Source organism: Trichocoleus desertorum AS-A10 (assembly GCF_039962155.1).
Lineage (GTDB): Bacteria > Cyanobacteriota > Cyanobacteriia > FACHB-46 > FACHB-46 > Trichocoleus.
Map to the genome: position 1 here is coordinate 28,743 of NZ_JAMPKN010000005.1, position 18,519 is coordinate 47,261.

The window sequence follows — 18,519 nt, forward strand, 5'->3', positions numbered from 1 at the left end:
AGGCGATCGCTAATTGCACACTAATTGCGATCTAGTTCTGATTGGTTGAGTTCTCGACACTTTGCCTCTGCTGCCTGAAACGCCTCCAGATAGTCTTTGCCCCCTAACATCGCGTCCCCGTAATACTCATAGGGGGCAGGTCCATACACAGGCAGCGGATCGTCCTCTGGATAATCTTCTTTGGCTTCTTCGATCGCAGCTTTCAATTTCTTGACGCTCAAGCGCTGAGCTGGGAAATACCAAATCTCTTCGGGAGCGCGGTTTAGGTGGGGCAACGCGGGATCAACGATGGCATCCTCAACTTCCAGCCAGCAGTGCTCCATTGGCTTGTAGGGTATGCCTGGCAGCACCAGAAATCCTTGCACATAGGTAACTCCTGGAATCAGCAAGGCTGCTTCGTAAGCATTGTCGAAGGAGGTTTTGGCTTTGTGACTAAGTCGCTGAGCAATCTCTTCCGAGAGAGCAGCGTTTAACGGTTTACTCATTCAAACCCTCCTGAGTTTCTCAAACATGGCAGCCCTGCTGGTTGGCAGCTAACCCTTGAGAGTGGGTCTAGCTTGGTCCAACTCCATCAATCAAGTCTTAACTTTCAGTTGCAACTTCTGAATCTGCCTCAGCGGTAGCATTCTCCTCTACTTCTGGCTCTGGCTGCACCACAGGCGGCTTCGGCTGAGTAGGTTTTGGTCCCCGCATCAAAGCAGGATTGACCGGAGTTCTGGCGCGATCGTCTTCTTGATCTCTGCCTCTGCCTTTTCTTTTGTCTCTGTCGCCGCCTCTGTCACTGCCTTTATCGTTTCTATCGCTTTTATCGCGTGAAGGCCGACTTCTGCCTCGTTCTTCAGAGTTGCGAGTACCCGAATCGGAAGCTTCCGATCCTTGGAACCCTGCTGCATCACTACTGGGATTGTCTGCAACCTGACGTTCAGACTTCTTGATGGGACGTTCTACCATGATTGAGAAATTCTTTTGCTGATGTCGTCTCTTCCAACTGCTAATGTAGCGTACCGTCTACCCTGGCGGATGAATTTACAGTTTAGTTACCGTGGAAAGTTTTTCGCTCTGGCGTTAGATCTGACGGGCGAGAACTCATTGAAGCTACTCCAGTCAACCTGGTAAGGCATCAAGCAGCGATCGCACCATCTGCATGCCCAATACCAGCACGAACGCTCCCCCCGCTAGCAAGCTCAAGGGACGCAACACTCCCTGAAGCTGCCGAAGTTTTAGCTCTAATTCTCCTTCGTAATAAGCGGCGAGTTTTTGCAGCATGGCATCTAAATTGCCAGTTTCTTCGCCCGTCCGAATCATTTGCAGCGCGATCGCTGGAATCTTACCTTGTAGACTGCGGCTTATAGTTTGCCCCCGCGCTATTTGCTGACTGGCGATCGTTAAATTTTTAGCGAGTTCTGGATTGAGAATGCGATCGCGAATTAACTCCAAAGCGCTCAGCAATGGCACTCCACAGCTCAGGGGCAGTTCCAGCTCGGTAAAGTACAACATGCTTTGAGCTTCCAATAGCGGCTTCAGGACAGGTAGTTGAACTAGTAATCGATACAGGCCCGCATCAAGCGGTCGAGTCCCAACTACATAGGCACTTCCACCCAAAAGCGCTAATAGCAATCCTGCTGTGACCCAAAAGCCAGGCTGACCTAGAGAGTTACCACTGCCTTGCAGTACAACTACGAGCAGCAACAGCAAACTGATCACAGTCGCTAGACCGATGAAGGTCACCGAGCGATAAAGCCGCGTCCGTCGTTGCTGTTGCTCAGCCGCGATCGCTAGTTTGCGACAAGTTGCCGCCAAGCTACCGCTGTACTCAGCCATCTGAATCAAAGCCAAAGTCCACGGACTCCAAACCGCTGGCGTTAGAGTCATCGCAGTCGCCAAGTCCTGTCCCTGAGCAACATTGGTACTAGCTTGCTGTAGAGAGCGCTGAAAAGCCGCGCTACAATCTCTACCCGCCAAAGTCAAGCTTTGCTGCACAGGCAATCCTGCATCCAGCAAAGCCGAAAATTGGTGGAAGAAACTGGCAATTTCTTTGAGCCTGAATTTGGGAGAGAGCACCACTGGCAAGATTGAAGTTATAAGTGCCAGCTTGGTCTAATTCGCTTAGCTTAGCAAGCGAGTTTGTATTAACTCAGTGGAATGAAACCTAGCGAAACCAGCGATCGCGGAGAAACCAAGCATCACGAGAGTCATAAAAGTGCAGTCGGCCAAAGCCTAAAAATTGCCCATGCGCTTTTTCACCTGCTGGGAAGGCTGTAACCCCAAACAAATACACACCACCGATGTTGGGATTGCGTACCGGACGCAGCCCTACCGTCACAGTCTGACCAGGAGGAATCGGCGGATCGAATGCCACTGAGACCGTCCGAGTTTTGCGATCGCCGATTACTTCACTTAAGGCCACCGCTTGTCTCTTGCCTCTAGGTTCACCCACAAAAGCTTGGGTGTCTTTCAGGTCGTAGCGCAAAGCATCAATCCCCTCTCGCTGTGCGATCGTCACTTTCTGTAACGGTTCTCCTGCATTTTTCGGTACATCCAACGTGAAATAGTAAGTAGCTGACCAAGCATAGGTCGCGCTCTGCGTTGTAGTCGCCTTCACCAACCGAGGAGGTTGCACAAAGTAGACCGTGCCATCTGCTAGGGTCACCGCCTGCAATGGCAGATTCAGGCTCCAGGTAGCCGTAGCTGCCGTCAGTAAAATCCCTAAAATAGTCGCAATCCCTTTCATCGCCTATCTCCCACCTAGATCTACCAACTTCCAGGTAGCTTGTTTTGTCTCTACTTCAGTTGTAGATCAGGTGCTGCGATCGCTGCCGTTAACCACAAGCAAAGAGCAAGAACTTAAGTCTAGTATTTAGTTTCTTTGCGGGTTGTTTCTAAAGTTAATTAGGAGTGAACTTCTACAAAACAGCTCACGCTTTCAAAACCTCGGTGCTATTCTAAATTCAGGCACCAAATAGCTCCTCCTCATTCAATCCAATTGACAACTTCTAGGATCTGAAACGGTTAGCCTCCTGCGCTAGTCAGAATGTTTTCTCCAATGTTCGATCTGACTTTACAAAAGTAGCTGTATTCGCAAGCAATAAGCAGTTTACCAATTTTACAACTCATCAATCTCGTCATTGGTTTCTTGCTTCCCTTCCCTTACAATCAGCACAATTTTTGTAAAGCTCGTTGCAGAAAATTAAGTGCTTCGTCTGAAGTATCTTAAGCGGTGGTTAAGAGTCTACCTCATAGGCTGTGGTAGACGGATGATAGGTTATTTCAGTGATTAAGGAGGTGTTGTAACCTTTCGCAGATCTGACGAGCAGGCTTCTGTCCACCTTTGAAACAAACTTCCTGATTGACTACTCTTGAAGAGTCTGGCAGCCTTCTGTCAGACTCATTTAGTTTTGTATCACTTTTGCGGACAGGTAAATTCACCTCACGTATGATCTATTGACTTGCAAACTCAGCAGTTTTTGTTGTTCTGGTTCGTTTTTCTAAGCCAAGCTTTTCGGTTAAATGAATCGACTTTAGCCTGAGACAATTCCGATTTATTTCATAGTTGTCAGGAAATAGATTCGCTAAGCTAAAGGTAAGTACATCCAGGAATTTTTATGCATTCAAGCGTAGATAGTTTTAGCATTTCCAATGGCGTAATGCAGCGACCTCAATGGCAGACAGTTGTAATTTTTGCGTTGGCCTTTTGGCTCAGCAGCAGCCTGATTTTGGACCTGGTAATTATGCCAAGTCTCTACGCAGCAGGCATGATGAGCCAACCTGGATTTGCCGCAGCTGGATACGCCATTTTCTGGCTTTTCAACCGCATTGAATTGCTCTGCGCTGCCGTAGCCTTGACGGGAGTTTTAGCACTGCGCTACCTACAACCTGTCTACAACCGCAAGGGCCATGCTGGAGCGGTACTTGCCGCCATATTAGTGGCGATCGCTCTTCTTTACACCTACGCTCTCACGCCTCAAATGAGTGCTCTAGGCATGGAGCTAAATTTGTTTAATACGGCGATCGAAATTCCAGTCGGGATGAACCAGTTGCATGGTAGCTACTGGGCCTTGGAGCTGTTGAAGTTTGCCTCTGGCGGACTATTGCTAAATCTTTGCTACCGCGAGCGCGTTTAGTTGCGTTTTACCTGCTTCACCAGCAGAGGCACAACCTAATTTCTAGCCATGAAAAAAGCTCCTGAGCCGATCGGGAGCTTTTGCTTTAGGTGACTGTAAACCTTGAAAATAAATTAGCTAGGAAACTTCCTCTGCGTCTGGAGGTACATCAGCGCTGGGCCATAGCAACCGCACCGCCATCAAGGCAAATCCCAAAGCTGCGATCGCCTTAACTAAGCGAGTTGGCAAAAGATGAGCCGCTCCATGACCTAAAAGCACCCCTAACAAACTGGCGAACAATAAGGCCGCTGCCGTCCCAAAAAATACGGCCCGTGGAGATTTAGAACTGCCACTCAGGGCGATCGCTGCCACTTGACTCTTGTCGCCTAATTCCGACAAAAAGATGGTGATAAAACTCAATCCAAGCAGGTGCCAATCCATAGGGTTTTAAGAAATTGCAGGGCAGCGATCGCGAACCGTTGAAATGTTGATCGAATTAGTTGGTTGGAGCCAGCGGTACTAAAAATGCACGACATCCCACAGGAGGGAAACAGAAACTAGCAACAGAGCTGCTCCCGCAGCCGTCTCCAAGGATTTGGGCGACAGCCGATTAGCTAGCCAACGCCCGACCAGCACACCCAACAAGCTAGTCGTAATTAAAGCCAATCCTGCTCCTGCAAACACCATCCAAGGCGACTGGGATTCCGCACTCATTAATAGCGTCGTCACCTGGGTCTTATCGCCTAACTCCGCGAGAAAAATGGTGACAAAGGTAGAGCAAAACACTCCAAGCCCTTGCCAACGCTCTTGACGATCCTGAGACATATGCGGAGCACTAGCCTGCCGTGGCAGTTCCACTTCTTCAATCAAAGTTGCATGAATCTTAGACTCTGGCCCATTGAGTTGCTCCATCAATGACTGAGCAGCGGGCGAAGCTGGGGCAGACAGACTAGTAGGGCGGGAAGATAATTGCACAGGTAACGCGCCATTTCATATTCTTTTCATTATTATGCTCAGGGTTGCCTGAAAGATCAATGAATCACGCCAATCTCGCGCTCAAATTTCAGCATTTCTAAACTGCGATCGCCATATACCGCTTCGATTTGCTGCTCGCAGCAGTCGATCGCAAAATCGTTGAGTTCTTCTGGCTCAACATCATATAAATCTTGAAACACATCCGCCTGGACTCGACAGAAGCGAGGACGGTCATCATAAACGCTGCACTCACGACTGTCGTGGTCGAAGTGAACACACCAACCATCCTCGCCTACCATGCTGAGATAAAGTGCTAGCTCATCACCTGATAAATATTGGTCCAAATCAGGGCGATCGCTGGGGTCGAGATGACAACAAGCCCCACAATATTTGACACAACGCCAAGTTGGCATAATCTACAAAGTCTCTAGAAACTGGCCCACTGGGTGGCACTGACAATTCAGATATACCGCCCCCTGAATGAGCTTAGCGGTTTTTGAAGCGAATGGATGGTAGGCCAATTTTGCCTTACCTGGAAGTATTTAGAGTTTTGTAAACTTCCTTAAAGAAACCAGGTGTTGACAGGTAAAATAAGCCTCAGGCATTCTAACCCAAGGTACAATTCATTGGGTTAACTCGGGAGGAGAAATGGATTTTCTGTCTGGCCTCGCTGGCAACATTAACTTCGAAGCGATCGCGCAACTCACCTTCGTAGCGCTGATCATGCTTGCTGGTCCGGCTGTCATTTTCTTGTTAGCGGCCGGAAAGGGCGACCTCTAGATTTCTATTGTTTAAACCTGAGACCCAGATTTCAGCTTTAAAACAATCGGCAACAAAGTTTTACCTAAAGAGCTTCAAGTAAGAGAGAGTAATAAAGAGCCTGCTTCACAGTAGGCTCTTTTTCTTTGGTGAAGTTCTCAGCCCAAAGCAGACAGAGCCGTTTTAATCAGTTGATAAAAGAAAGGCTGAGAAACGTCTACTGGCTTGGCTTCTGCACCTGGTTTGAGTAGCCAACCTAATTTCTGCCCTTTCTGAATCACAAGCTGCTGCCCTTCCGAATTGGTGATTCTCAACTCTTTGCCTTTTTGCTGTTCGTAGAGACCACAGGTGTATTGACGATCGCTGTAATCAAACTCAGCCTGTTGAGTAGCAGCCGTTTCTGGCGATCGCAAGGCATTTTCAGAGCTAGGCAACCGGACACCAACTAATTCCAACTCTACAGTTTGATTGCCTTGCCACTCATTCACTCGCAGCTTGTAGGCAATATCCACTCGATTGGGCAACGGGTAATATTCCCCCCAACGCCATGCTAAAGCCTGGATTCGAGGTTGAGCGATCGCGGCCAGTGGCGTATCAACTTGGCTAACATCCTGGCTCAAAGTCACCTTAAGGTGAGCTTGGTCTTTTCCGATCAGGCGTTGCTCCACTACCCGCACATTTGGAGTCCAGAAAACTGGATCGGGGTTCTGGATGCCGCAGGGATGCAGCGCGTCAATTTGCTCGTAAAGCGAAAGGTCAATTTGCTCCAAGTGAGCCTGCACATCAATGGCGAGGAGAGGCTTGAGCTGATCCGGTTGCAGCGAGGCACGGGCAAAAGTCCGCAGGCGCGATCGCAGCTCTTCTAGATTTTCGGCTAAGAGGGTAAAACCACCTGCCGCTTGGTGACCTCCATGTTTTTCCAAAACTTCCTTGCAAAACTCCAATGCCTCAAACACATGGAAGTCAGGAATGCTCCGGGCTGAACCACGAATTTTTTGGTCGTCGTCCTCATAGGTGCCAATGAAGACAGGCACGCCGTAACGCTCAACCAGACGAGAAGCCACAATGCCAATCACCCCGTGATGCCAATTAGGTTGCACAATGACCAACACACGATCGTCCTGCAAGTCAATCTCACTGGCTTCATACCAGGCGATCGCTTCCCGCTCAATCTGAGTACAAAGTTGCTGGCGGTGCTGATTAATTTGTTCGCACTGCATCGCCCGCTCCAGAGCAATGCCCATGTCATCGGTCGTTAGCAGCTCAATCACCACTTGAGGATCGGCAATGCGTCCAACTGCATTAATTCGTGGTCCTAAACTAAACCCGATCGCCTCCGGTTTAAGAGCTTTGGAACTACCCAACCCAGCCACTTGAATTAAAGCTTGCACCCCTGGAATCTGCGACTTGGGTAATCGCTGCAACCCTCGCTTCACCCAGCGACGATTTACTCCGGTTAAAGGCGCTAAATCCGCGATCGTGCCTAAGGTGAATAACTCCAGTAGCAAGTTGCCTAAATCTTTCGCGTCCAGTTGCTGAGCGAGGGTTACAGCCAGAACATAAGCTACCCCAACCCCCGCTACACCTCGATAAGGCGAGTCCTCATGAATCAGTTTGGGGTTGAGGATGGCATTGGCAGGCGGGATTTCTGGTGGGACTTCGTGGTGGTCGGTGACGATGACGGATAAACCTAACTCACGGGCTCTAGCGATCGGCTTGACCGCAGCAATGCCGTTATCTACCGTCAGAATCAGCCTTACCCCTTCGCGATGGAAGTCCTCCACAATGCGCTCATTAATGCCATAGCCTTCACTCATGCGGCTAGGAATGGCGTAATCCACCTCAGCCCCTAAAGCCCGCAAAGCCCGCAGCAACAATGCTGTGCTAGTCATGCCATCAGCATCGTAGTCGCCACAGATAGCAATTTTATGCTGATTGGCGATCGCTTCTTGCAATAGCTCCACACTCCCCGCCAAATCGGGGAAGTCTTCTAGCGGCGAAGGTAAAACTTGTAAATCCGGATCAAGAAAAATTTCTGCCTGTCCCGGCGTGGCGATGCCTCGGTTGATCAGTACTTGAGCCAGCAGCGGTGAAAGCTGAGTCGCCTGCACAATCGCCTCTACCCGTTCCAAATTGCGCTCAGCGATCGCCCAGCGCTTATCGGGGAGGCGGTACTCACGATGGGACAGGTGAGGGGAGGAAGAAACGGGTACTAGCACAGATGTTTCAGTTCAAACACGCTCAGCCGATTGTACTGGCTAAAAGATGGCAACACGACCATCATTTAACAAATAAACAGAGCGATCGCCCGGAGGTCTTCCACCTGGCCGAATTTCAATCCGTAGGGTTTTAGGATTCGGCTGAGAGAGTTTAGCTTGTAGAGGCAGCGCCGTTTCGTCCCAGAAGTACACAGAAATATTGGGTTCTGTGCCACCGCCTTGCACAAACTTCAATTCCTGCCCAGGCCGCATGGGAACTGGATCAGTGCCAAAGACTTTTTGAACCTGCACTAAACTCGCAGTTTGATTCACCACTTCCACACTCACCCGCTGCCCTGGTGTGAACTGAAGCGGCTTAGGACCGCAGCGAGAAGCGCAAGTGCCCGCCCAAGCGGGACTAATAGCTTGAGTTTGGCTAAAGAGTAACGTTGTCGCCATTAAAGCGGGTGCCAGTAGAATCGTCGGTAAAAGTTTAGCCATAGGTTTAGCCATAGAAAGATTGCAGAAATGAGTGGATCTCTGTGGTTGCTCCCATTAGCAGGATGCCGCACTTTAAGACACATCATGCCCATTGGCTGCAAAATTATTGCCGCTTGGGTCTTAACGCTGCAATTATTCGAACTTTCATAGGCTGAAGCCTAGAGCCATTAGAACTGAGCCTGCGCAAGCTACAAGCATTTTATGAGGCTTGGCTTAGAGGAGGCGCAATTGGGTTTCTCCATCTAGTACTCGGCTGGAACCTAGATGGCTAGCGATCGCTGGCTGTTCATCTAGCCATTCTTCCTCATCAGTGTCTAGTAACCTTTGGGCCGCTTGTAGCAGATCGCCTTGAATATCTTGCAAATCTTCTCGATTCGCTAAATAAGTCTTTAAAGCAGCTAAAGGATCGATGCTACTACCAACTCCTAATTCTGGCAGACGGGGACGAGCCAACTGGCTAACTAGCTCTGGCTGAATCGTGTAGCTATGAGCCATGTGCAGAGCCGCGTGCAAAGGAGCATTATCAATCTCATCTAGTTGCTCGGAGCGAATTTGATAAATCAGCCGCACCACAGCATCTGCGACTAATTCTGGCTTCAGCGCTTTTAGGAGCTTGGCTTGTGGATCTTCCGCTTCCGAAACATTCACTTCAATCGTACGAAATGCTCGTACAGGTAAAGCACAAAACTCCAGCTTCGTAGCCCCTCGCTCTACGTCAACCAGCACAAAGCCCTTGTCCTCCTTTTCCTCACTGAAATCTACCCGCTCAATACTGCCTGGATAGACCACGGGCGGCTCATGGCACAGGACTTGATGCCGATGTACATGCCCTAAAGCCACATAGTCAAAGCAAGACCGAGCCAGCAACGCCAGCGGAATCGTAAACCCCTTGCCAACCGCTAGAAATCGCTCCGCTCCATAGAAAGCTGAATCTGCCATCAAATGCCCCAACAGCACCGTCGGCATCTCCGGGTCAAGCCGACGCACCTCCCCTTCTAGCGCCACTCGCAGGCGATCGATCAACAACTGATTCACCTCTGCCATTGACAACCCTTCCGTTTCGGGGCGCGTCAACAACGTCGAGCGTGTCAGCCAAGGCAAAGTAATGATCTGAATCGGGCCGTTGCGAGTAGAGATCAGGTGAGTTTCCAAGCGATCGCCCACCACAAAGCCTGGCACCCCCAGCGTCCGGTAAATGCACAGACTCGCGCCCCCCTGCCCCTGCGAATGCTGATCGTGATTCCCTACCAACAATACCGTTGGAATCTGGGCATCTACTAAACGCCGGAACTGAGTCGCAAACACCTCCTGTACAATCGGCGGCGGCGTCGCATCTGGAAACGCATCCCCACCAAACAGCACCAAATCCACAGGCTCAGCGATCGCCCGGTCAATACAACGCCCCAACGTCGCCACAAAATCTTCTAGGCGAGTATTCAATCCCGTTTCTGGGTTAACCCGCCCGTGGGAAAACCCACTACCCATGTGAATATCAGAGAGATGCAGAATTTTAATTGCCACTTCAGTTCATCCGGGCACAACGAATCGACTGGGTATACAACAACTTAGCACCGACTAGGGGGGAAGGAAGAAAGAGAGGAGTGAGGGGAGAGGAGTGAGGCGTGAAGAGGTAGCGATCGCAGGTATCGAAACACCCATAGTTAAACTCGTCTGGAGGAGGTCTGGAGGACGCAGCCGTCCTTCAGCGGGGGTTGGGGGCGAGTGTCCCCAAGGTTCGGGCTTCAACTGAAAAGCGCACACAAGAAATTGCCAAACCACTGGATATAACCAGACTTTCCTGAAAAAATAAGCTCCATAGCGGATAAACAAAATAGATTTTGCAGGGGCCAAGGTAGAAAACAAAGCATGCGATTAATTTTGTACAGTAAACCTGGTTGCCACCTATGCGAAGGACTACAGGAAAAACTCGCGCAGATTCAAAACTTAAAAATCGACCTAGAGATTCGCGACATTACCACCCGTGACGACTGGTTTCAGGCTTACCAGTACGAAATCCCCGTCCTTTCGAGAGTTAATCCCCAACCCACAGGGGCCATAGAAGAACTATTACCCCGTCCTTCACCCAGATCCAGCGTCACCCAGTTGGAGCAAATGCTACAGAAATATTGGCTAGCAGATCAGTCAGAATAGGCGCAGGATGTGCATGTGAGGAGTTGCTGACATGAAACTACGAGAATTATTAGCAGCAGTATCAGGCGTAACGCAACCGCCCAGTCATGCCGCTTTGGAATCCGAAGTGAAAGGGTTAACCACCAACTCTCTCGCTTGCCAACCCGGAGATTTATTTATCGGCATGCCCGGAACCCGCGTCGATGGTGGCGAATTCTGGCCCAGCGCGATCGCCTCTGGTGCCGTAGCAGCTTTGGTTTCATCCACTGCCGCCCAAAAACGACCCCACACTGAGGCAGAAGATGCTTGTGTGATTCCTGCTGCTGATATGGTGCAAGCTTGCGCCCAAGTAGCCGCCGCATTCTACAACTACCCCGCCCAAAAGCTTCAACTGGTCGGCGTTACAGGAACCAACGGCAAAACTACCACCACCCATCTAATCGAATTTCTACTTAACCAGGCAAATCCCTCTACTGCCCTATTCGGCACCCTCTATGCTCGCTGGCCTGGTTATCAAAAAACAGCAGCCCACACCACCCCTTTCGCGATCGATCTACAACAGAACCTAGCAGCAGCAGTGGCAACAGGCTGCGAATATGGCGTCATGGAAGTTAGCTCCCATGCGCTTGCTCAAGGTCGAGTTTTAGGCTGTGGCTTTGAAGTGGCCGTCTTCACCAATCTCACTCAAGACCACTTAGACTACCACCGCGACTTAGAAGATTACTTCGCCGCTAAAGCCCTTCTATTTAGCCCTGGCTACCTCAAGGGGCGAGCCATTATCAATCAAGATGATGCTTATGGACGGCGCTTAATCGATCAGCTACCAGCAGAGCAAGTGTGGAGTTACAGCACCCAAGACTCCAAGGCTGATCTCTGGACAAGTGACCTCACCTACGAATCGAACGGAGTCAGCGGTACACTGCACACTCCCAAAGGAGCGATCGCCTTCCGCTCGCCCTTAGTCGGTCAATTTAACTTGGCTAACTTACTCGCTGCGGTCGGCACCGCTCTCCACTTAGGTTTAGAGCTGGAAACCATTGTTGCTGCGTTGCCTCAGTTTGTGGGCGTACCCGGACGGATGGAGCGAGTCCAAAGCAACGCTGAGCAAGACATTAGCGTGATTGTGGATTATGCTCACACCCCAGATAGCCTGGAAAACTTGCTGAAAGCAGCGCGTCCCTTTATTAAAGAGCGCATGATTTGTGTGTTTGGTTGTGGCGGCGATCGCGATCGCACCAAGCGACCTCAAATGGGCAAAATTGCTGCTGACTTGGCAGATTTAGCCATCGTCACTTCCGACAACCCACGCACCGAAGATCCAGAGCGGATTTTGCAAGACGTTCTAGCTGGCATTCCCCCCACCGCGAAGCCTCTGGTAATTTGCGATCGCGCCGAAGCCATTCGTACCGCCATTCTGGAAGCAAAACCAGGAGACGGGGTGCTGATTGCAGGCAAAGGCCATGAAGATTACCAGATTCTCGGCACGGAGAAAATTCACTTTGACGATCGCGAACAAGCCAGAGCCGCTTTAGAACTGCGGTAAAAGCAGAAACTTTCAAGATTGAAATTAAGCGATCGCCTTACCTAACTTGAGTTATACCTTCTCCTAGGAGCGAATCGCCGTTCGTTCCGCTCCCTGTATAGTTGTGCTGAATCTGTAGCACAGTTTTCTGATCTACGCCCAGAAATGTTGCGAAAGAATGCGAGTAGGTGGCAATTTTTGCAAATAGTCAGTAGATCTGAAAGGAGACCTGGTTTCAGTTCAACCACATCGGTTGGGTGTCAAGCTGCTGTCACTTTCTTCATACCCCATGAGCTCATCTATTACTCAAGACGTTTCGCTCTACGAACTTGCCCTTCAGTCTGAAGAGTCTCCTGCCCCACTACAAGTGAGCCCTGCGACTCTCAAATCTATTGTGAGTTCTGCGATTGACGTTCTGATCGAGCAGAAATTGCCAGCCACCCTTTGGATCAAGCTACCGCGCGACGACGTTTGGCAAGCCGAAATTAAGCGCTACTGCGAGTCCGCCCAGGTCCCTCATACCCTGTATCTCTTTAGAACTTCTAAAGATGAGGTTTTGAGTGCGACCTCTGCGATCGCCAATGGGCAGGGAGAAGCCTATCCGAATCAAGATTTACTCAGAAACGCTGAGGAAGCCGTAGATTTTTCCGCTGTTTCTCACTCGTCCTCGGCTTTAGTCACCTTGCAGTTAGCCGCCGAAAGCCAACTAAAACGGGAATATTTTCTGTTCTTCCTGTCTCCTCAATTTTCTGGCTTAGTACTGGCTCATCGGCCTCGCTCCTTGCGGCCTACCAAATCAGAGACTGCTACACCAACCAATGCACCTAAAGGTGGAACTGCCGAAAAAGCCACTACAGAAGAAGAGGGTTTAGAGAAAAAACAACCCCTCCTCGCCTGCTGCTCCTTTAACCCAACCACCCTGCAACAAGTTTTTTCAGGCATTAAGCAAGCCGTTACCGTCACCCAAACCCTGCATTCTGAGTCTGCGATCGCCGCCTCTCATTTAGTTGGCAGTTGGGATCAACTCTTGCAGCAAGGACTCGCTCAACCAGTAGATTCCAACTTATTCAGCCGTTTTCTCACCAAACAAGTCCAACGCCAAGAAGAAGTTTGGCATCGCTCCACCATTTATCGGAAGCAGGCCGAATCCGCCGAAACATTGCAAGTCCAAAACGAAGAATTGCTTAATGCCTTGCGGCTCAAAGACGAATTTCTCAGCACCGTCGGTCAGGAACTGCGAACCCCGCTGACCAACATGAAAACCGCTCTCACCCTGCTCAACTCCCCCAGCCTCAAACCTGCTCAGCGACAACGCTACATGCAAGTCTTGAGCACAGAATGCGATCGCCAAGGCTCCCTGATTGCCAGCCTCCTCGACCTAGTACAACTCGATCGCGAAATCGAAAACTCCACCATGCAACCCGTTTCACTCGCCGAAATTGTGCCCGGAGTCGTCAGCACCTATCAGCCTCTAGCCCAAGAAAAAGGCATTATGCTGGCTTACACCGTGCCAGAAGAACTTCCCCTTGTCTCTTGCCTCAGCGCTTGGCTCAAGCAAATCGTGATTAACCTGCTGCACAACGGCATCAAATTCACCCCAAAATCAGGCCAAGTTTGGGTTCGAGCCAAACAACAGGGTGATTACGTCCAGCTAGAATTTCGCGACACAGGCATCGGCATCCCCACCAGCGAAATCCCCAAAATTTTCGATCGCTTCTACCGCGCCCGTCACGTTGCCGGAGAAGACCCCGGTGGCGCAGGCTTGGGCCTCACCATCGTCCAGCAAATCCTCCTCCGCTGTGGCGGCTCCGTCTCAGTCAAAAGCAAACTCAGCGAAGGCTCCACCTTCAACGTCCTCTTGCCCATCTATAGAGCACCTATGGAAGGAGGAAAGATGAGGGATGAAGGATAAAAAGGGAGAAGTTAGGAAGTGAGGAGAGAGGAGTGAGGGGTGAGGAGTTGTGAACCAAAAGCTACCAAAACCCAGACTCGAAACGCCCATACTAAATTTCGTTTGGAGGATGTCTGGAGGACGCAACCGTCCTTCAGCGGGGGTTTGGGGGCGAGTGCCCCCAAGGCTCGGGTTTGCACCCGAAACCAACTTACGAATGACTCACCTCCAAAGGCAAGAAAATCGTCATCACCTCCCCTTGTTGCGGCTTCTCCCGCACAATCAACTTGCCACCCAAAGCCTGAAACAAATTCTTCGTCACACCCAAACTCAAACTTAAGCTACCCGTCTCCGGCTGAAACATCAGTAACTGCCCAATCGACTTCAAAGCCGATCGCGCTGAATGGCTCGTATGAGTTGATGGGTCAGTCTCTGGTTGCAACTCAGACTGCAACTGAAGCTTCAACTGGCTCCCCGCCAACATCACCTGCACCTGAATATGGCTACCTCCAGGCAAATTGCGAGTAAATCGCTCAATTAAGCTAGTCAGAGCCTGATCTAGCATCGTTGGATCACTCACTACCATCGGCATCTTCTGGGGCAGCAACACCTTCAGCGTCAGATTCCGCAGACTCGCTTGCTTCTCCCAACGCGGAATACTCTGCTGCAACACCTGATCAATAGAAGTCGAAGCCAAAGCCACTGGAGGGCGCTTCACCGCCGACGTTTCTAACTCCACAGCTCGGAAAATCAGACCAAAGCGATCGATTTGTTCATTGCATTCGCGATCGATAATTTCCAACCGCTTCAGCACCTCAGGCGCTAAGTCTTTCCGCTTCAGCAATAACCGGGTCAACGTGCGAATTGTCGTGAGCGGAGTTCGTACCTCATGGGCGATCGCCTGCAACAACTCCACATCCAAATTACTTTTCGGCTCCGTTATCGCCTCAGCCGGAGCATGAACCTCCGAAGGCATTGGGGTTGTCGCCACACTAGCCATTGCCAACTCAGGAAATGGCTCCGCAACTAGATGAACCGTCTCAGAATTAAAAGTGTGAGTAGCTAGGCGAGAAGAATCTAATAGTTCTGCCTCTAAGTCAATTGGGTCTGGCAAATGTTGCAGCAACAGCTGACTAAACTGCATCACAGTTTGGTAATGCGGAGCTGTAGGTGCAAACTGAGCCACCAAAGCATCCAACCGCTCTACTTGATGAGGACTGGTAAGTAAAGCGCGGGGCCGTAGCGATCGCCAAGCACTTTGCACCACCTCTGGGTCAAAAGAAAAACTGAAAGCGGGTTCGCCGGTTGCCTTTTCTCCCAACACCATCACTAAGCTAAACGCTGAGGTTAAAACCAAACAAAATTGTTCTGCCGCCAAGGGATCACCAGGCAACACAGGCAGAGCAGGGGTAGTTTCCAGAACCTCGGATACCTCTTTACTTGATGAGGCGGGTGGCAGTTGAAATGGCATCCAAGCAAAAGCATCTAAAGCTTTAGGCGTGAACACCCAAGACGCTAAACGGGCATTGAGGCTGGGTTGGGTCAGGATACAGGATGGCCCTGCGAGAATTAACCCTTGCTTGGCTTTGAGAGCTGAATGCTGCTTGCGGGGAGACTGAACCGTTGCTACAGGTTCTGCCAATTCTGGCAAGGTCGCTTCTAATAAGACGTTAAGGGCCGCGATCGCCCCCCACCATTCTCGCTCGGCCCGCACTCGTTGCCGCGCGATCGACACATGGCTTCTGCTCGTTTCAGCAGATATGACTGAAACCTCATGTGTCTCACCATGTGTCTTACGGGCAGACGTGACACCGTTAGTTACCTCATTCGAGGCACTCTTGGCTAATACTTCACTTAAGCTTGGCAATAACCACTGATGCACAACTTTCTAGCCCCCCCAATGCAGTCACTCGTCATGGCACCGAGACTGCGAACACTGCTTAATTTCGCTCCATCTAGTACCAGGTTATCGGTATCAGCCGATCCGAGCTAGGCGTAGAACCGAACTCTTAGGTGTCAATCTCCGTTGCACTGAGGATCTAGGTGGAACCAATAGTTTTTGCTTCGCTGCTAAAATCACCTTGCTAGCTTACAGACACGCCTGGGTAGAGTGGCAGCATTGGTTCAAATAATTGCAAAATGGATGCAGTTTACTCATACCCCGCTCATCATGCCGACTTTGCTCACAGATGCCAAAAGCTTACTTTCTGACTTAGTTGCCCGCTACCGTTCCCAGGTAGATTATCTGGCCATCCGCTTAGAAGAGGCCGAAGGGACCGACATCCTGTTACGGGGAGACAAGATCGAAAGCTTAAGTGAAGGCATTTCGATTGGTGGGCAAGTTCGCGCCTGTCACAAAGGCGGCTGGGGCTTTGCCAGTTTCAATCGGCTTTCAGGGCTGGCAGAGCGGATTGAAGAAGCGATCGCTGCTGCTCGTTTGGTGGGAGACGAAGAAACTATTTTGGCTCCCGTTAACCCGATTCAAGATACTTGCATTCTGCCGCTTACAGGCCAAGATCCTCGCCACGTTTCACTGAATGAGAAGAAAACGCTGTGCGAGTACTATGCAGGCATTTTGCGCTCAGTCGATCCTCAAATTACTACGATTTCTGTGCGCTATGGCGATAGCGCTCAACGTATCCTCTTCGCCACCTCTGAAGGCACCTTGATCGAACAGTCTTGGGTGGATATGGAGATGCGCTTTGCGGCTACTGCCCGTAACGGCGAAACGGTGCAAACAGGCCGCGAGACGACTGGCTCGCGCCGGGGTTATGAAGACTTGTTAGGGCTAGATGCTCAAGTTCGTAGCGCCGCACAACGCGCAGTAGATGCTTTAGCGTTGCAACCTGTAAAAGGCGGCACCTACACCGTTGTGATCGACCCGATTCTGTCAGGATTGTTTGTCCATGAAGCATTTGGGCATCTTTCAGAAGCAGATATGGCCTACGAAAATCCTGACATTCTGGAAGTCATGACCTTAGGCCGACGGTTCGGATCACCAGAGCTGCAAATCTTTGACGGAGCCCAGCCCCCAGGACATCGAGGCAGCTACTTCTACGATGACGAAGGCACACCAGCAACCACTACGCAGTTGATTCAGGATGGCATCTTGGTAGGACGGTTACATTCGCGTGAGACTGCGGGCAAGCTGGGTGAAGCTCCCACCGGGAATGCCCGTTGCCTCAACTACCACTACCCCCCGATTGTCCGCATGACCAATACCTGGATTGAGCGCGGTAAAACTCCCGTTGCCGACCTCTTCCAAGGCATCAAAGAAGGTGTTTATGCCCGCAACTGGTTAGGTGGCATGACGAATGGAGAGATGTTTACGTTTACGGCAGGGGAAGCGTGGATGATTCGGGACGGCGAAATTGCCGAACCTGTCAGAGACGTCACACTCTCTGGCAATGTGTTCACGACACTAGCAGACATTGAAGCGATCGGAGACGACTTCTATTGGGATGAATCGGGTGGCTGCGGCAAAGGAGGCCAAGGCGGTCTGCCTGTAGGCTGTGGAGGCCCTAGCTTGCGCTTACGCAACGTGGTTGTAGGTGGCGAAGCAGTCGAAGAGGAATAACCTAGCATTAGCAGGACGTTTTCGCCCTTAAGCTTGCAGGTTTTCAGTTGAAGCGGATGCTCACAAAGGGTTATGGCTGCAACAGTCTAGATTTCCCTTGAGATGCTTGTCTAGATGCTGGTTCTGAGGCATCCGCTTGAGGAGCTTGCGGCGTTCCTGCGATCGCCCGATCTACCTGACTCAGTAAATCGTCCAAAGTCGAGGAGTTATCCAGCACGACATGAGCACAAGCTACCTTTTTCTCAATCGCCATCTGGCTATTGATTCTGGCTTGCACTTGCTCTAGGCTCAGGCGATCGCCTTCTGGGGAAGTTTTGGCATCTCGTTCTAGTAAACGCTCAACTTGCTGAACTGACGCACACTGAATCACCCACACCTCAGTGACCAGATCGGTCATGCGGGCTTCAAACAGCAAAGGCACTACCAGGACCACTGTGGGGTAAGCTTCTGCGGGTAAGGCTTGCAGTTGCGACTCCATGCGATCGCGCACGTACGGATGAATGCGCTGTTCCAACCACAATCGCTCGGCAGAGCTACTAAAGATAATCTTACCTAGGCGGCGGCGATCAAGGTCTCCATTGGCCAATAGGATACCAACGCCATAACGTTCAACAATTTCTTGAAACACATCTGAGTCTGGACCAACCGCTTCTCTAGCGTACAAATCGGCATCCAAAATGGGTAGCTGATAAGCAGAAGCTAGATAGTCAGAAACGGTTGTTTTGCCCATCCCAATTCCCCCAGTCAAACCAATTACCCGTTGGTCAGAGATTGGGGTCTGGGAAGCAGATGGCTGGGTCAGCTTTAGATCTGTAGAGCCGCGCTGTTCACGAAGGGTGTTTAAGCTTTGACTCATATCGTGAACC

18 protein-coding genes are annotated in these 18,519 nt (G+C 50.7%); 6 read left to right on the forward strand and 12 right to left on the reverse strand.

Features of this window, described 5'->3' with window-relative positions:
* Window positions 1–20 precede the first annotated feature (20 nt).
* The 4 genes from NDA01_RS09785 to NDA01_RS09800 all read right to left on the reverse strand — a co-directional run bounded on the left by NDA01_RS09785 (window position 21) and on the right by NDA01_RS09800 (window position 2,731).
* Complete coding sequence (locus NDA01_RS09785) at window positions 21–485, reverse strand: hypothetical protein (RefSeq protein WP_348227805.1); 465 nt, start codon at window positions 483–485, stop codon at window positions 21–23.
* 97 nt (window positions 486–582) lie between these two features.
* The gene (locus NDA01_RS09790; RefSeq protein ID WP_348227806.1) at window positions 583–951 is read right to left on the reverse strand and encodes a hypothetical protein; all 369 of its coding nucleotides are present in this window, start codon (window positions 949–951) and stop codon (window positions 583–585) included.
* A gap of 153 nt (window positions 952–1,104) precedes the next feature.
* Window positions 1,105–2,064, reverse strand: a complete 960-nt coding sequence (locus tag NDA01_RS09795) for a type II secretion system F family protein (protein WP_348227930.1) — start codon at window positions 2,062–2,064, stop codon at window positions 1,105–1,107.
* 85 nt (window positions 2,065–2,149) lie between these two features.
* On the reverse strand, window positions 2,150–2,731 hold the full coding sequence (locus tag NDA01_RS09800) for a DUF2808 domain-containing protein (RefSeq protein WP_348227807.1): 582 nt from the start codon (window positions 2,729–2,731) through the stop codon (window positions 2,150–2,152).
* Between the two features lie 871 nt (window positions 2,732–3,602).
* Between NDA01_RS09800 and NDA01_RS09805 the strand changes: the two genes are divergently transcribed.
* Complete coding sequence (locus NDA01_RS09805; protein WP_348227808.1) at window positions 3,603–4,121, forward strand: DUF4149 domain-containing protein; 519 nt, start codon at window positions 3,603–3,605, stop codon at window positions 4,119–4,121.
* Window positions 4,122–4,238: 117 nt separating this feature from the next.
* On the opposite strand, the gene NDA01_RS09810 is transcribed toward NDA01_RS09805, so the two are convergent.
* The 3 genes from NDA01_RS09810 to NDA01_RS09820 form a co-directional block, all read right to left on the reverse strand.
* Window positions 4,239–4,541, reverse strand: a complete 303-nt coding sequence (locus NDA01_RS09810) for a TMEM165/GDT1 family protein (RefSeq protein ID WP_348227809.1) — start codon at window positions 4,539–4,541, stop codon at window positions 4,239–4,241.
* A 78-nt stretch (window positions 4,542–4,619) separates the two neighbouring features.
* Window positions 4,620–5,075: a TMEM165/GDT1 family protein gene (locus NDA01_RS09815; protein WP_348227810.1), complete on the reverse strand. Its 456-nt coding sequence runs from the start codon at window positions 5,073–5,075 to the stop codon at window positions 4,620–4,622.
* A 56-nt stretch (window positions 5,076–5,131) separates the two neighbouring features.
* Complete coding sequence (locus NDA01_RS09820) at window positions 5,132–5,488, reverse strand: YkgJ family cysteine cluster protein (RefSeq protein ID WP_190438502.1); 357 nt, start codon at window positions 5,486–5,488, stop codon at window positions 5,132–5,134.
* A gap of 235 nt (window positions 5,489–5,723) precedes the next feature.
* Here NDA01_RS09820 and psb30 point away from each other — a divergent pair, with 235 nt between their 5' ends.
* Window positions 5,724–5,855: a photosystem II reaction center protein Ycf12/Psb30 gene (psb30, locus tag NDA01_RS09825; protein WP_190438500.1), complete on the forward strand. Its 132-nt coding sequence runs from the start codon at window positions 5,724–5,726 to the stop codon at window positions 5,853–5,855.
* A 137-nt stretch (window positions 5,856–5,992) separates the two neighbouring features.
* Here psb30 and recJ read toward each other — a convergent pair whose 3' ends face one another.
* The 3 genes from recJ to sbcD form a co-directional block, all read right to left on the reverse strand.
* A complete protein-coding gene (recJ, locus tag NDA01_RS09830; RefSeq protein ID WP_348227811.1) occupies window positions 5,993–8,053 on the reverse strand; it encodes a single-stranded-DNA-specific exonuclease RecJ in 2,061 nt (686 codons plus the stop codon).
* 39 nt (window positions 8,054–8,092) lie between these two features.
* The gene (locus NDA01_RS09835) at window positions 8,093–8,545 is read right to left on the reverse strand and encodes a hypothetical protein (protein ID WP_348227812.1); all 453 of its coding nucleotides are present in this window, start codon (window positions 8,543–8,545) and stop codon (window positions 8,093–8,095) included.
* Window positions 8,546–8,746: 201 nt separating this feature from the next.
* Window positions 8,747–10,054: an exonuclease subunit SbcD gene (gene sbcD / locus NDA01_RS09840; RefSeq protein ID WP_348227813.1), complete on the reverse strand. Its 1,308-nt coding sequence runs from the start codon at window positions 10,052–10,054 to the stop codon at window positions 8,747–8,749.
* A 345-nt stretch (window positions 10,055–10,399) separates the two neighbouring features.
* On the opposite strand from sbcD, the gene NDA01_RS09845 reads away from it, so the two are divergent.
* The 3 genes from NDA01_RS09845 to NDA01_RS09855 all read left to right on the forward strand — a co-directional run bounded on the left by NDA01_RS09845 (window position 10,400) and on the right by NDA01_RS09855 (window position 14,097).
* Entirely contained in the window at window positions 10,400–10,684 is a 285-nt protein-coding gene (locus NDA01_RS09845; RefSeq protein WP_348227814.1) for a glutaredoxin family protein, read from the forward strand.
* 31 nt (window positions 10,685–10,715) lie between these two features.
* Window positions 10,716–12,206 (forward strand): UDP-N-acetylmuramoyl-L-alanyl-D-glutamate--2,6-diaminopimelate ligase, encoded by a 1,491-nt coding sequence (locus tag NDA01_RS09850; protein ID WP_348227815.1) that lies wholly within the window; start codon window positions 10,716–10,718, stop codon window positions 12,204–12,206.
* A gap of 268 nt (window positions 12,207–12,474) precedes the next feature.
* Window positions 12,475–14,097, forward strand: coding sequence for a DICT sensory domain-containing protein (locus NDA01_RS09855; RefSeq protein ID WP_348227816.1), 1,623 nt, complete (start codon window positions 12,475–12,477; stop codon window positions 14,095–14,097).
* Between the two features lie 190 nt (window positions 14,098–14,287).
* Here NDA01_RS09855 and NDA01_RS09860 read toward each other — a convergent pair whose 3' ends face one another.
* Window positions 14,288–15,958 carry a sensor histidine kinase gene (locus NDA01_RS09860; RefSeq protein ID WP_348227817.1) on the reverse strand — a complete coding sequence of 557 codons (1,671 nt, stop codon included), beginning with the start codon at window positions 15,956–15,958 and terminating at the stop codon, window positions 14,288–14,290.
* Window positions 15,959–16,219: 261 nt separating this feature from the next.
* On the opposite strand from NDA01_RS09860, the gene NDA01_RS09865 reads away from it, so the two are divergent.
* On the forward strand, window positions 16,220–17,653 hold the full coding sequence (locus tag NDA01_RS09865) for a TldD/PmbA family protein (protein ID WP_431193361.1): 1,434 nt from the start codon (window positions 16,220–16,222) through the stop codon (window positions 17,651–17,653).
* A 70-nt stretch (window positions 17,654–17,723) separates the two neighbouring features.
* Here NDA01_RS09865 and coaE read toward each other — a convergent pair whose 3' ends face one another.
* Window positions 17,724–18,509: a dephospho-CoA kinase gene (gene coaE, locus NDA01_RS09870; RefSeq protein WP_348227818.1), complete on the reverse strand. Its 786-nt coding sequence runs from the start codon at window positions 18,507–18,509 to the stop codon at window positions 17,724–17,726.
* Window positions 18,510–18,519 lie beyond the last annotated feature (10 nt).

What these genes read in the sequence shown, in the direction of transcription:
- NDA01_RS09820 (WP_190438502.1), bottom strand. Translation starts at nt 5,488, where the DNA reads ATGCCAACTTGGCGTTGTGTCAAATATTGTGGGGCTTGTTGTCATCTC.
- NDA01_RS09790 (WP_348227806.1), bottom strand. Translation starts at nt 951, where the DNA reads ATGGTAGAACGTCCCATCAAGAAGTCTGAACGTCAGGTTGCAGACAAT.
- coaE (WP_348227818.1), bottom strand. Translation starts at nt 18,509, where the DNA reads ATGAGTCAAAGCTTAAACACCCTTCGTGAACAGCGCGGCTCTACAGAT.
- NDA01_RS09810 (WP_348227809.1), bottom strand. Translation starts at nt 4,541, where the DNA reads ATGGATTGGCACCTGCTTGGATTGAGTTTTATCACCATCTTTTTGTCG.
- NDA01_RS09785 (WP_348227805.1), bottom strand. Translation starts at nt 485, where the DNA reads ATGAGTAAACCGTTAAACGCTGCTCTCTCGGAAGAGATTGCTCAGCGA.
- NDA01_RS09865 (WP_431193361.1), top strand. Translation starts at nt 16,220, where the DNA reads ATGCAGTTTACTCATACCCCGCTCATCATGCCGACTTTGCTCACAGAT.
- NDA01_RS09805 (WP_348227808.1), top strand. Translation starts at nt 3,603, where the DNA reads ATGCATTCAAGCGTAGATAGTTTTAGCATTTCCAATGGCGTAATGCAG.
- NDA01_RS09855 (WP_348227816.1), top strand. Translation starts at nt 12,475, where the DNA reads ATGAGCTCATCTATTACTCAAGACGTTTCGCTCTACGAACTTGCCCTT.
- NDA01_RS09845 (WP_348227814.1), top strand. Translation starts at nt 10,400, where the DNA reads ATGCGATTAATTTTGTACAGTAAACCTGGTTGCCACCTATGCGAAGGA.
- NDA01_RS09835 (WP_348227812.1), bottom strand. Translation starts at nt 8,545, where the DNA reads ATGGCTAAACCTATGGCTAAACTTTTACCGACGATTCTACTGGCACCC.
- NDA01_RS09850 (WP_348227815.1), top strand. Translation starts at nt 10,716, where the DNA reads ATGAAACTACGAGAATTATTAGCAGCAGTATCAGGCGTAACGCAACCG.
- NDA01_RS09800 (WP_348227807.1), bottom strand. Translation starts at nt 2,731, where the DNA reads ATGAAAGGGATTGCGACTATTTTAGGGATTTTACTGACGGCAGCTACG.
- psb30 (WP_190438500.1), top strand. Translation starts at nt 5,724, where the DNA reads ATGGATTTTCTGTCTGGCCTCGCTGGCAACATTAACTTCGAAGCGATC.